This window comes from Photobacterium sp., assembly GCF_033720175.1.
GTDB lineage: Bacteria > Pseudomonadota > Gammaproteobacteria > Enterobacterales > Vibrionaceae > Photobacterium.
Map to the genome: position 1 here is coordinate 1 of NZ_JAWWDA010000019.1, position 13355 is coordinate 13355.

Sequence of the window (13355 nt, forward strand, 5' to 3'; positions counted from 1 at the left end):
GATTTATATCTCACCGTTAGAGTACGGTCACAACTACTGCTCTCTCAGTCAGTGACTGAAAAAACCAATTTGGAGCGACACACGAGGCTCGAACTCGTGACCTCAACCTTGGCAAGGTTGCGCTCTACCAGCTGAGCTAGTGTCGCATCACATGGAAGTTTTTCACCTTCCGGTCACCACTGCAAGAGCAATGACCAATTAAATCTGGAGCGACACACGAGGTTCGAACTCGTGACCTCAACCTTGGCAAGGTTGCGCTCTACCAGCTGAGCTAGTGTCGCATACTTGACTTAACAAGTAAGTTGGTTGCGGGAGCTGGATTTGAACCAACGACCTTCGGGTTATGAGCCCGACGAGCTACCAAACTGCTCCATCCCGCGTCCGAAACAATCAAAAGGAAACAAACTCGTTATTGCCTTTCGAGGCTGCGCATTATACGAGGAAAAATGACGGATGCAATAGTTCTAAAAAAAAATCCGCACTTTTCCTTCCAAATGCTTATTTTACCGTCAAATAGTGAAAATATGCTCACGATAGTAGCGTAACTCAGCAATCGAATCACGGATATCATCCAGCGCCAGGTGGCTACCTTTCTTGGTAAAGCCGGTAAGCAAGTCAGGCTGCCAACGACGGGTTAACTCTTTAATCGTACTGACATCAATATAACGGTAGTGGAAATACTGTTCCAACTCCGGCATATGTTTGTAAAGAAAACGACGATCCTGACCAATACTGTTACCACAAATAGGTGATGCACCTTTCGGAACCCATTTTTCCAGGAAAGCGATTGTCTGGCGTACCGCTTCCTCTTGATCAATGGTACTTTGACGAATACGTGCAACCAGACCACTATTGGTATGTGTATTCGTACACCAGTCATCCATTTTAGCTAATTCCGCTTCTGGCTGATGGATCGCCAAAACCGGACCTTCAGCTAAAATGTTTAATTGGGCATCGGTCACTATCGTTGCAATTTCAATGATTTGATGGACTTCTGGATCTAAACCAGTCATTTCCAAATCAACCCAAATAAGATTCTGATCGCTGATTGTCATTTGATATTGCCTATTTTATGACTAAACCATGTATCATACTTGGCTTATACCGAAAGCCAACCAAACTGACGATATTCTTGTGGCAAAAAAGAAAAAGCTGACTAAAGGCCAGAGCCGTCGCGTACGCTCTAACCAAAACAAACGACTAAATCGCGAAAAAGCCGACGTCCAATGGGATGAAGCGCTACTGGAATCAGCCCGTGAAGGCTTGGTTATTACCCGCTTTGGTCAACATGCTGATGTTGAAGATCCTGAAACAGGAGTGATTCATCGGTGCAACCTGCGCCGAAGTATTCAGAGCTTAGTCTCTGGCGACCGCGTTGTCTGGCGGCCAGGTGTTGAGGCGCTACATGGCATTTCTGGTGTTGTCGAAGCCGTTCACGAACGTGAATCCATGCTCACAAGACCTGACTACTATGATGGTATAAAAGCGGTTGCAGCCAATGTTAACCGGATCATTATTGTCTCGGCCATATTACCGGAACTGTCGCTTAACATTATTGACCGTTACCTTATTGCAGCAGAGACCGTCGGTATTGAACCTCTGATAGTCTTGAACAAGATTGATTTGTTAGAGGCGGATGTCCGCAAGCAAGTCGAAAAAACACTCTCTCTTTACCAGAAAATAGGTTACGAACTGCGTTTCGTCAGCTCTGAAACTGGCGAAGGGATGGAAGCCCTGAAAAATGACCTGAAAGATCACGTCAATATCTTTGCTGGCCAATCCGGTGTGGGTAAATCCAGTATGATTAATACCCTGATGCCTGAGGTCGGAGCTGATATCGGCGATGTCTCCGAAGGGTCGGGTTTAGGTCAGCACACCACCACGGCTGCAAGGCTCTACCACTTCCCTGGTGGCGGTGATCTTATTGATTCGCCTGGAGTCCGTGAATTTGGCCTATGGCATTTAGAGCCGGAACAAGTCACTGAAGCCTTTGTTGAGTTTCGTGAATACTTAGGCGGCTGTAAATTCCGTGACTGTAAACATGGCAATGATCCCGGCTGTCTGATCCGAGAGGCGGTCGAAGCTGGAAAGATAAGCCGTGAACGTTACGACAGCTACCATAAAATCATTGAAAGCATGTCGGAAAACGTGGCTAACCGCCAGTTTTCACGCAATAAACTGAGCTAAGCTTGTCGGGCAATTATCCGTTCCCAAAAGCGGAGATTGCCCGTCGCCTCAAGCCTTCTCCCACCTTCCATGATCGACATACCCGGACCTAATTAACTGACTTTCAGGCACATTTTAGGTATTATTCTCGGTTGAAGTTATTCCAAGATGTTAAAGAGAATAGCTAGGTTGTTGATTAATTGACATTTTCCGGAAGACATATCGTGCTAGATAACATCAAAATTGGCCTGCAGTATTGCACCCCGAAACATGCCCTAACCCGCTTGGCCGGTAGACTGGCTTCATTAGAAGCGGGCAAACTTACCACCGCAGTTATTCGTTGGTTCATCGGCCAGTACAACGTCGACATGTCGGAAGCACGCAATCCGGATCCTGTCGCGTACTCGACCTTTAACAATTTCTTTGTTCGTGAGCTCAAAGAGGGCGCTCGTCCGATTAATGCTGACGACAATCTCTTCTGCTACCCTGCTGACGCCTGTGTCAGTCAGCTCGGCCCGATTAAAGAAGGACGCCTGTTTCAAGCCAAGGGTCACTACTTTGATGCTTGCGAACTGCTGGGCGGCGACAAAACGCTGGCTGAAGAATTTATGGGGGGAGATTTCGCAACCCTGTATTTATCGCCGCGTGATTATCACCGCGTTCACATGCCATGCGACGGTACGCTGCGCCAGATGATCTACATTCCTGGCGATCTGTTCTCGGTCAATCCGCTGACCGCGCAAAATGTACCGAATCTGTTTGCCCGTAATGAGCGGGTCGTCTGTATTTTTGATACCGCTCACGGTCCGGTAGCTCAGGTACTGGTTGGGGCGACCATTGTTGGCAGTATCGAAACGGTATGGGCTGGCACCGTCACTCCGCCTACAGGCCCGGACGTTCGGCGTTGGGAGTACCCGGCTTCAGGCGCTCAGTCCGTTGTATTGAAGAAAGGCCAGGAAATGGGTCGCTTCAAACTGGGCTCAACCGTGATTAACCTGTTCCCGAAAGCGATGCTTCACTTTGTCGAAGAAATGAAACCAGAGCAACCAACCCGGATGGGTCAGCCATACGCTGAGCTCAATGGAAACCAAGACAAAGCGTAACCAGTTAACATTTCTGGAATAAAGGGGCGACTACCGCCCCTTTTTTGATCCCAAAAATTGACCATGTCGAGGATTTTACATTCGTTCAAATAGTATGCTGATTTGCAATGATTAAACAATAAGCAAGCCGACATCACTATGAAGAGAATATCTATATCGCAACTCATTCGGCTGTTTGTGGCCTTCGGGATCCCGCTCGGTATTTTAATGCTACCTATCGATGCCATTCCCATCGAAGGCCTGACGCTGATCCAGCACCGCCTGCTGGCTATTTTTGCTCTCGCCGCACTCCTTTGGGTGCTCGAACCCGTTCCCGTATTCGCAACCTCCATCCTGATCATAGCCCTCGAACTGATCATGATTTCTGATAAAGGTCTGCACCTGTTCCGCACTCCGCCAACAGGCCATGATATGGGTGATATGATGAAATACACCGATATCTTCGGTGCTTTTTCTTCACCGATTATCATTCTATTCATGGGCGGTTTTGCGTTAGCCATTGCTGCATCAAAATACGAGCTTGATAACAACCTGGCCCGGGTATTACTTAAACCTTTCGGCACCCAGCCTAAATTTATTATGCTCGGCTTAATGCTGATCACCGCCGTATTCTCGATGTTTATGTCAAACACCGCCACCACAGTGATGATGCTGGCCCTGTTAGCACCGATTGTTGCCTCGGTACCGAAAGGAGATGTCGGGATTAAAGCGTTAGTACTCTGTGTCCCAATCGCCGCGAATACCGGGGGGATCGCAACCCCCATCGGGACCCCACCCAATGCAATCGCCCTGCAATATCTGACCGGAGAGCACAGCATCAGCTTCCTTGGCTGGATGATGCTCGGTCTGCCATTTGTCATAGTGCAGCTGGCTTTTGCCTGGTGGTTACTGCAGAAATTGTTCCCTTCTTCCCAGCAACAAATGGAGCTTAAGCTAGAAGGTACCTTCCAGAAAAGCTGGCAGGCGATCGTGGTATATATCACCTTTGCCCTTACTATTCTGATGTGGATGACGACCGCGCTGCACGGCATGAATACCTATGTGGTTGCCATCATTCCCTTGGCGGTTTTCACTCTAACGGGGATCATGGGTAAAGAAGAGCTGAAGCTGATCAACTGGGATGTCTTGTGGCTGGTTGCGGGCGGTATCGCCATCGGCCTTGGTTTGGACAAAACCGGCCTGGCAGCAGCATTGGCTCACTCCATTGATTATGATGCCCTTTCACCGATTGCTGTCGTACTGACCCTGTCGCTGATTTGCTGGATAATGGCAAATTTCATGTCTAACACTGCGACGGCCAACTTACTGATGCCGATTGCGGCGGCAGTAGCCGCTTCAATGGAGAGCCTGGCTTCGATCGGCGGCTTGCAGGGCGTATTGATTGTTGTCGCGTTTTCAGCTTCCCTCGGCATGATATTGCCAGTATCAACCCCGCCAAATTCATTGGCTTACTCTACCGGCTTAATTGAGAGTAAAGACATGGCAAAAACCGGTATTATTATTGGCTTGGTAGGCTTGGCAATTGTCTATACTGCCGCTCTTGTGTTGACCTGAGTGGCTAAGTTATGAATGGAGTTTGGATTGTATGCTGATCATCGCTCACCGCGGGGCAAGAACACTTGCCCCGGAAAATACCCTTGCCGCCATGCAGGCTGCGATTAACGGCGGAGCAAAAGCCATTGAATTCGATATTCACAGCCATGGTGATGAATGTCTGGTGATCCATGATCGCTGGCTTGATCGCACCACCAATGGCAAAGGATTGCTACAGGCATATAGTCTGGCTGATATTCAACGGCTTGATGCCGGTAATGGTGAATCCGTGCCAACCCTATGGCAGCTGTTGACACTGGTAAACGGTCAGTGCGCGCTTAACATTGAGCTAAAATGCGTCACTCGTCTGACACCTTTAGTGAAGCAACTCGAACTGGCCTGTAAAAAACTAAACTTCAGCGCCGATCAGTTTTTGATTTCGTCCTTTAATCACCACTTACTCAAGCAACTTAAAACACTGGCACCCGAGTTGAAGCTTGGCGCATTAACGGCTTCTCGCCCGGTGGATGAATGTGCATTTGCCGAAAACCTGGGTGCCTGGTCTGTCAATCTGGATATCGATACGGTATGTCCGGAGTTGGTAACGGATGCCCATCAGCGCGGTTTGAAATGTTATGTCTACACCGTCAACCAACCTGATGACTGGCAGTGGTTAAATCAGATGGGGGTCGATGGCATATTCTGCGATATACCTGAAGCCGCCGTTGGCTCTTTTCCACAAACGGCTGTCCGGCCTGTCTGGGAGTAGGTGCTCATCGCTCAGCGAAAGAGTACCCTACTTTTTATCACGCCCGGCTGGGAGAAAGCTCACAGTTACTTTTATTTCAGTATCCTCATCGCTGCATTTATGAACCTTATCACTAATGATTATGCCCTTCAGGCCGATACTATAAGTGATAAATGCAAGAGTTCAGAATAACCACTCATACTTCATACCTTTAGTGCCTTGAAGTCACCTTTTGCTACCAAATATAAGAGTCTTCGATGAGATATACGATCAAGTTTAAAATACAGATTGCCATCGCCGCGATTATCGCTTCGGTTAGCGCAGTTCAGGCCTGGATTTCCATTAATCAGCTGAAACAAGAAACCACCTCAGAAGTCACCAGCCAAATGACGGATATCGGTCAGGCCACCAGCCGCTATATTGCCGACTGGCTAAGCACCCGAAGCGATATGATGCTGGCCAACGAATCCCTTATTGCCGCTCAGGACAACGTTGACCGTGAACTGCTGCTAACCAAACGTGCTGGCCATTTCCTATCCGTCTATGCCGGTTTCACGGATGGTACCATCGCCTATGGTGATAAATCAGAAGACTGGCCTGCCGATTATGATCCGCGTACCCGTCCCTGGTATAAGGATGCTATGAACACAAGCCAACTGACGCTAACGGAACCCTACCAGGATTTTGATGGCAGTATTGTGGTAAGTTTTGCCAAAGCCTTTCAGGGCAAACACTCCGGGGTGCTGGCCGCAGATCTGACCGTCAGCCATATCATCGATCAAGTGCTGAACATGAAACTGGATCATGATGGCTTCGCCTTTTTAATCGATGGTAACAACCGCATTGTCGCCTACCGGGATGAGACCTTAAGCCAGCAGCCATTAACTCAGTTAGACAGCGAACTAACCCCGGACCTGATCCGTCAGCTGCAAAACCGGCAGACAATCGAGACATTCTCGTTAGACAGTGAGAACAAAGACAAACTCATTTTTGTTGCACCAATTGCAGGCACCAACTGGACTCTGGGTCTTATCGAAGATAAATCTCTGGCATTTGCCTCAATCTCAGAACAGATCACCTTCGTTGTTATGGCCTCCATTGGTCTTTATATCATCATTTCAATCATTGCGACCCTGATCATTAACAGCCTGTTACGTCCGCTGAATAACCTGAATCAGTCGGTCAACCAGCTTGCTCAGGGCAGTGGCGATCTGACCCAGCGGATTGAAATTGAGCGTATGGACGAAATCGGCGAACTGGCTGATAACATGAACCGCTTCTTAGCACAGCTGCAAGGGATGATAAAAGGCGTTGTGGCCCACTCACATACTTTGAGTGAACACGCTGACATATCTTCCAAGCAATCAGCTCTGGCATCGCAGAAAGTCGCCGATCAGCAGAACGATGTGAACCAGATCGCCACAGCCATTCATGAAATGTCGGCAACATCAGGAGAAGTGGCCAGTCACGCTGAAATGACCGCCGCCGCCGCACAGGCTTCAACCAATGCCTGTGATGAAGGCCAGCTGGTGATCGGACAGAACCGAGATGCGATCACCTCGTTAGCGAATCAGGTCCAGGAAGCAGCAACCGTCATCCATGAGCTGGAAAATAATGCCCAGGGCATTAACCAGATCCTCTCGACTATTCAGAGCATTGCAGAGCAAACTAACTTACTGGCACTGAATGCTGCCATAGAAGCCGCGCGTGCCGGTGAACAAGGGCGCGGTTTTGCAGTTGTGGCCGATGAAGTGCGGGTGCTGAGTAAGCGCACCCATGACTCGACGGAAGAAATCCGCAGCATGATCGAAACCTTGCAGCGGAACACCCATCAGGCCGTTGACAGCATGCAGGCGAGCACTGAACTGGCCGATCAGAGCGTCGGTTACGCAGAATCGGCAAACAGCAGCCTGACTAAAATCACTGCAGCCATTACAGAAATTTCTGACATGGCAACCCATATTGCCAGTGCTGCCGAAGAACAACGCGCAGTGAGTGAAGACATCAGCCGAAATACTCAGGCAATTAAAGATGTCTCTGACCATTTAGCGGACCAAACGGCAGATGTCAGCCAAAGTGCCCGCGAGATGAGTGATTCAGCAGAAGCGATGCGACAAGATATTTCTCGCTTTAAGGTGTAAAGCAACCATACCCGTATGGTTTATAAGTAAGCCGATGGTTAAAAACGCTGATGAATACCATTATGGTGATTCACAGCGTTTTTTTCTGCTTGCTCCCCCCAGGATCATCGCCTTAAAAAATCAGGCAATGTCGATCGGAAAAGCGGTAACCTGATCAATATGATCCAACTTGAGCGCCAGCATGATCAAACGATCAACCCCCAGCGCCACACCGGCACAATCAGGGAAACCGGCCCGCAGCGCTTCCACCAGATGTAAATCAATCGGTTGTGGCTTCAATCCCATTTCCAGACGCTGCTTATTGTCCTGTTCAAATCGAGCAAGCTGCTCATCACCATCGGCTAATTCATGAAAACCGTTCGCTAATTCAATGCCTTTAAAGTACACCTCAAAGCGTTCCGCCACTCGGCTATCCGCCGGGTTGATCTGCGCTAATGCCGCCTGTGATGCCGGAAAATCATATACGAACGCCGGAACCTGCTGGCCAATTTTCACTTCAACACCGACACTAAACAGTAGTTGCAACAAGGTGTCGCGATCCTGCTCCGGCTCTGCTATATCAGCCAAACCAAGCGTCGCGGCAGCCACTTTAAGCTCATCCATGCTACATTCCAGCGGACACACACCCAGCACCTGTAAAAATGCTTGCTGGTAGCTCATACGCTCAGCCTGCTGGCAACCCAGCACGTGCTGCAGTAACTCATCCATTTCGTCCATCAGCTCATGATGGTCAAAGTCAGGACGGTACCATTCCAGCATGGTAAATTCCGGATTGTGATAACGACCCGACTCTTCATTGCGAAATGACTTACAAATCTGATAGATAGGTCCACTACCCGCAGACAGCAAACGCTTCATATGAAATTCAGGGCTGGTCATCATGTAGAGTGTCTGACCGCCGGCATATCCCGGGCCGACAAACTCCGTCTGAAAAGTATGCAGATGGACATCCGTTACCGTCGCCTGGCTCATGGCTGGCGTATCGACTTCCAGCACATCTTTGCGGGAAAAGAAATCACGGAGAGAAGAAAGAATAGCAGCACGTTGTTTTAGCTGCGCCATTGAGGCCGTTGGTTGCCAAGGTAAAGACATAATACCACTTCATAGTTTCAGGCTGATCATCTGCCGACAGTTTACCAAAACCAGGCAGCTGTTCACATAGCAGCCCCACCGCCCCGTAAACCGAAAATATTCAATAATTCCTTTTTATAGAGAAATATGAACAACCGACAACTCTGACGTGATATTCCGAGATCAAAAAAAACACAAGATAAAACACAAAAATCACACGGTTATAACCAACACCCCATAAATCTAACATTACATTTAATCCCCCCCCCCAGCTGGGATTGGTTTTTTTTTAACATTAATGACTTACACACAAAAAAAGAAACACAAAACTAACGGGCCAGAAACAACTGGCAAACGAAACACCAGCCAATTAACAAGCACACCACATTACAAATTGTGACAATAATCACAAAATCTGTAATACCCTGACAGTTTAGGCCTACATCACTTCGAAAGATGCGTCTAAATCAAATTTTCTATCGGTTTTGTTGCATAGAATAACCCCAGGATTTCAAGGATAGGTGTGTATATGCATGCCTGTTAAATTTTTCGTCTTACCTCCGGAGGATAGCTGTGAAGACAATTACCACAGATATCGCTGTAATTGGCGCAGGTGGCGCAGGACTACGTGCTGCCATTGCTGCTGCTGAAGCAAACCCTAACTTAGAAATTGCATTGATTTCTAAAGTTTACCCTATGCGCTCTCATACCGTAGCGGCAGAGGGTGGCTCCGCTGCCGTCATCAAGGATGAGGATAGCCTGGACAATCATTTCAACGATACAGTTGGTGGTGGTGACTGGTTATGTGAACAGGACGTTGTTGAATATTTTGTAGAAAACGCGACTCGCGAGATGACCCAGCTGGAACAATGGGGTTGTCCTTGGAGCCGTAAAGAAAACGGTGACGTTAACGTTCGTCGTTTTGGTGGCATGAAGGTTGAGCGTACCTGGTTCGCGGCCGATAAAACCGGCTTCCACATGCTGCACACACTGTTCCAGACTTCTATCAAATACACCCAAATCAACCGTTTTGACGAATACTTCGTGGTTGACCTGCTGGTAGAAGAGGGCGAAGTACAAGGCCTTATCGCGATTCACATGGCTGAAGGCGAATTGGTTTGTATTAAAGCGAAATCTGTTGTGCTTGCGACAGGTGGTGCCGGCCGTGTTTACAACTGCAACACCAACGGCGGCATCGTAACAGGCGACGGTATGGCGATGGCATTCCGCCACGGTGTCCCTCTGCGTGATATGGAATTCGTTCAGTACCACCCGACAGGCCTGCCAGGTACCGGTATCCTGATGACCGAAGGTTGTCGTGGTGAAGGCGGTATCATGCTGAACAAAAACGGCTACCGTTACCTGCAAGACTACGGCATGGGCCCTGAAACACCAATCGGCCAGCCGAAGAACAAATACATGGAACTGGGTCCGCGTGACAAAGTTTCTCAAGCGTTCTGGCACGAACAGCAAAAAGGCAACACCATCAAGCACCCACTGGGCGATGTTGTTCACCTTGATTTGCGCCACCTGGGTAAAGAATACCTGCACGAGCGTCTACCCTTCATCTGTGAGCTTGCGAAAGCCTACGTGAACGTTGACCCTGCGGAAGAGCCAATTCCAATTCGTCCAACCGTGCACTACACCATGGGTGGTATTGAAACAGACAAAAACAACGAAACACGTATCTCTGGTCTGTTCGCCGTCGGTGAGTGTTCTTCTGTTGGCCTGCACGGTGCTAACCGTCTGGGTTCTAACTCTCTGGCAGAGCTGGTTGTATTCGGCCGCCTGGCGGGTGAAGGCGCTGCAAAGCGTGCGGCAGAATTCAAAGGCTGGAACGAAGAAGGGATCACTAAGCAAATGAAGGCTGTTCAAGACCGTATCGACGCTCTGCTATCACAAGAAGGCGACGAAAACTGGTCTGATATCCGTACTGAAATGGGTCACTCCATGGAAGCGGGTTGTGGTATCTACCGCCAAGAAGACCTGATGCAAGCGACTGTTGATAAACTGGCAGAGCTGCGTGAGCGTTATAAGAAGATCAGCATCAAAGATAAAGGCAAAGTATTCAACACCGATCTGCTCTACGCAATCGAAGTGGGCTACGGCCTGGAAGTAGCAGAAGCCATGGCTCACTCTGCGATTAAACGTACTGAATCTCGTGGTGCACACCAGCGTCTAGACGAAGGTTGTACAGAGCGTGATGACGTCAACTTCCTGAAGCATACACTGGCATTCTACAACGGTGACAAAGCACCTCGTATCGAATACAGCGACGTGACAATCACCAAGTCTCAGCCTAAAGCGCGTCTATACGGTGCAGCAGCAGAAGAGGCAGCAGCGAAAGAAGCAGCAGAAGCGGCAGCGAACAAAGAGGAGCAGGCATAATGTCAGGCAACCGTATCCAGAAAGTTGAAATTCTGCGTTATGACCCGGAAAAAGATGCAGAACCGTACTTCGAAATGTTCGAAGTACCGTTTAACGAAACTATGTCTGTGCTTGATGCACTGGGCTACATCAAAGATAACCTAGACAAAGATTTGGCTTACCGTTGGTCTTGCCGCATGGCGATCTGCGGTTCTTGCGGCATGATGGTTAACAAGGTACCCAAGCTGGCTTGTAAAACCTTCCTGCGTGACTACCCGAACGGTCTGAAAATTGAAGCGCTGGCTAACTTTGCTATCGAAAAAGATCTGATCGTCGACATGACGCCGTTTATCGAGCGTCTTGAAGCAATTAAGCCATACATCATCGGTAACGATCGCACACCTGAAGATGGTCCAAACAACCAGACGCCCGAGCAAATGGCTAAGTACAAGCAATTTGCCGGTTGCATCAACTGTGGTCTTTGCTACTCAGCCTGCCCTCAATTTGGTCTGAATCCTGAGTTCATTGGTCCGGCAGCGCTAACACTTGCACACCGATACAACCTGGATAGCCGTGATAACGGCGCTAAAGAGCGTATGAAGCTGATTAACGGCGAGAACGGCGCTTGGGGTTGTACTTTCGTGGGTTACTGTTCTGAAGTTTGTCCGAAGAGCGTTGATCCGGCAGCAGCGGTTAACCAGGGTAAAGTTGAATCTTCTAAAGATTTTGTTATTGCCATGATTAAGCCTCAGGAGGCATAAGGATGAGCAACCGTAAACCTTACGTTCGCGAAATGACACGTACCTGGTGGAAAGATCATCCTTTCTACCGCTTTTATATGGTTCGTGAAGCAACAATCTTACCGCTGATCTTCTTCACAATCTGCCTGACCTTCGGTCTTGGCAGCCTGGTGAAAGGTCCTGAAGCCTGGGCTGGTTGGTTAGACTTTATGTCTAACCCCATCGTTGTCGTTTTGAACATTGTTGCGCTTCTCGGCAGTTTGTTCCACGCACAAACCTTCTTCAGCATGATGCCTCAAGTAATGCCGATTAAAATCAAAGGCAAAGCACTTGATAAGAAAATTGTTGTACTGGTGCAGTGGGCTGCAGTGGCTGCTATCTCACTCTTCGTTCTAGTGCTAGTTTAAGGAGAACCACGTGGTAAATCTAAATCCTAAACGTTCTGACGAGCCAGTATGGTGGGGTCTGTTTGGTGCTGGCGGTACTTGGTTCGCAATGCTAACACCAGTAACTGTACTTGTTCTGGGTATCATGGTGCCGCTAGGCATCATTGATGCTGAAGCGATGAGCTACGAGCGTGTAACAGGCTTCGTAACCAGTATTATCGGCGCGCTATTTACTATCGGTACGCTGGCACTACCCATGTGGCATGCGATGCACCGCCTGCATCACGGTATGCATGATCTGAAATTCCACACCGGTGTGGCAGGTAAAATCGCGTGTTACGCGACAGCATTCCTCGTGTCTGCACTGGCTGTTATCTTTGTCTTCATGATCTAACCATCATCTAGATACCAGTTTAAAAAGCACCGCACCGCATTGCGGTGCTTTTTTATATCTGACAGGCACAAAAAAGGTCGCCTAGGCGACCTTTTTCAGCAGCAAGCAGTGATTACTTCACACGGCTTACGTATTCGCCCGAACGCGTATCAACTTTGACTACTTCGCCAATCTGAATGAATAGCGGTACACGTACCACAGCGCCAGTGACTAGCGTTGCTGGTTTACCCCCCGTGCCCTGAGTATCGCCTTTCAGGCCAGGGTCGGTTTCAGTGACTTCTAACTCAACGAAGTTTGGTGGAGTAACAATGATTGGGTTACCGTTCCACAGTGTCAGCGTACACGTGTTGTTTTCTACCAACCATTTCGCATTTTCACCAACCGCTTTCAGATCAGCAGCTAACTGCTCAAATGTTACGTTGTTCATGAAGTGGTAGAATTCGCCGTCGTTGTATAGGTAATCAAGCTCGATGTCGATTACGTCTGCAGCTTCAACCGAGTCGCCAGATTTGAAAGTCTTCTCAAGCACCTTGCCTGAAATTAGCTTACGGATCTTAACGCGGTTGAACGCCTGGCCCTTACCGGGCTTAACAAATTCGTTTTCGATAATGACACATGGTTCATTATCTAGCATAATTTTCATTCCGCCGCGGAATTCATTGGTGCTGAAAGACGCCATTTCTATCCTCTTAACATCTTCGAGTTG

The 13355-nt window shown here is 48.6% G+C and carries 12 protein-coding genes and 3 tRNA genes; 9 read left to right on the forward strand and 6 right to left on the reverse strand.

Annotated elements, in window-relative coordinates:
* Positions 1–70 precede the first annotated feature (70 nt).
* The 4 genes from R3289_RS17720 to orn form a co-directional block, all read right to left on the reverse strand.
* Positions 71–146, reverse strand: a tRNA-Gly gene (locus R3289_RS17720).
* Positions 147–205: 59 nt separating this feature from the next.
* Positions 206–281, reverse strand: a tRNA-Gly gene (locus R3289_RS17725).
* Between the two features lie 22 nt (positions 282–303).
* Positions 304–380: transfer RNA gene (locus R3289_RS17730), tRNA-Met, on the reverse strand.
* A gap of 129 nt (positions 381–509) precedes the next feature.
* The gene (gene orn, locus R3289_RS17735) at positions 510–1055 is read right to left on the reverse strand and encodes an oligoribonuclease (protein ID WP_318927023.1); all 546 of its coding nucleotides are present in this window, start codon (positions 1053–1055) and stop codon (positions 510–512) included.
* A gap of 79 nt (positions 1056–1134) precedes the next feature.
* On the opposite strand from orn, the gene rsgA reads away from it, so the two are divergent.
* From rsgA to R3289_RS17760, 5 genes are all read left to right on the forward strand, one after another.
* Positions 1135–2187, forward strand: a complete 1053-nt coding sequence (rsgA, locus tag R3289_RS17740) for a small ribosomal subunit biogenesis GTPase RsgA (protein WP_318927147.1) — start codon at positions 1135–1137, stop codon at positions 2185–2187.
* A 203-nt stretch (positions 2188–2390) separates the two neighbouring features.
* Positions 2391–3269 (forward strand): archaetidylserine decarboxylase, encoded by an 879-nt coding sequence (gene asd / locus R3289_RS17745; RefSeq protein ID WP_318927024.1) that lies wholly within the window; start codon positions 2391–2393, stop codon positions 3267–3269.
* A 138-nt stretch (positions 3270–3407) separates the two neighbouring features.
* A complete protein-coding gene (locus R3289_RS17750) occupies positions 3408–4823 on the forward strand; it encodes an SLC13 family permease (protein WP_318927025.1) in 1416 nt (471 codons plus the stop codon).
* A gap of 31 nt (positions 4824–4854) precedes the next feature.
* Entirely contained in the window at positions 4855–5571 is a 717-nt protein-coding gene (locus R3289_RS17755) for a glycerophosphodiester phosphodiesterase (protein ID WP_318927026.1), read from the forward strand.
* 236 nt (positions 5572–5807) lie between these two features.
* Positions 5808–7691 carry a methyl-accepting chemotaxis protein gene (locus tag R3289_RS17760; RefSeq protein WP_318927028.1) on the forward strand — a complete coding sequence of 628 codons (1884 nt, stop codon included), beginning with the start codon at positions 5808–5810 and terminating at the stop codon, positions 7689–7691.
* A 120-nt stretch (positions 7692–7811) separates the two neighbouring features.
* Here R3289_RS17760 and epmA read toward each other — a convergent pair whose 3' ends face one another.
* The gene (gene epmA, locus R3289_RS17765) at positions 7812–8783 is read right to left on the reverse strand and encodes an elongation factor P--(R)-beta-lysine ligase (protein WP_318927030.1); all 972 of its coding nucleotides are present in this window, start codon (positions 8781–8783) and stop codon (positions 7812–7814) included.
* 552 nt (positions 8784–9335) lie between these two features.
* Here epmA and frdA point away from each other — a divergent pair.
* From frdA to frdD, 4 genes are read left to right on the forward strand one after another with little or no spacing between them, the layout of a single operon-like run.
* Positions 9336–11150, forward strand: coding sequence for a fumarate reductase (quinol) flavoprotein subunit (gene frdA, locus R3289_RS17770; RefSeq protein ID WP_318927032.1), 1815 nt, complete (start codon positions 9336–9338; stop codon positions 11148–11150).
* Positions 11150–11890, forward strand: coding sequence for a succinate dehydrogenase/fumarate reductase iron-sulfur subunit (locus tag R3289_RS17775; RefSeq protein ID WP_318927034.1), 741 nt, complete (start codon positions 11150–11152; stop codon positions 11888–11890). The genes frdA and R3289_RS17775 overlap by 1 nt, the downstream gene beginning before the upstream one ends.
* Before the next feature lie 2 nt (positions 11891–11892).
* On the forward strand, positions 11893–12276 hold the full coding sequence (gene frdC, locus R3289_RS17780; protein WP_318927035.1) for a fumarate reductase subunit FrdC: 384 nt from the start codon (positions 11893–11895) through the stop codon (positions 12274–12276).
* 10 nt (positions 12277–12286) lie between these two features.
* Positions 12287–12649, forward strand: a complete 363-nt coding sequence (frdD, locus tag R3289_RS17785; RefSeq protein WP_318927037.1) for a fumarate reductase subunit FrdD — start codon at positions 12287–12289, stop codon at positions 12647–12649.
* A gap of 112 nt (positions 12650–12761) precedes the next feature.
* Here the strand turns inward: frdD and efp are convergent, their stop codons facing one another.
* A complete protein-coding gene (efp, locus tag R3289_RS17790) occupies positions 12762–13328 on the reverse strand; it encodes an elongation factor P (protein WP_318927038.1) in 567 nt (188 codons plus the stop codon).
* Positions 13329–13355 lie beyond the last annotated feature (27 nt).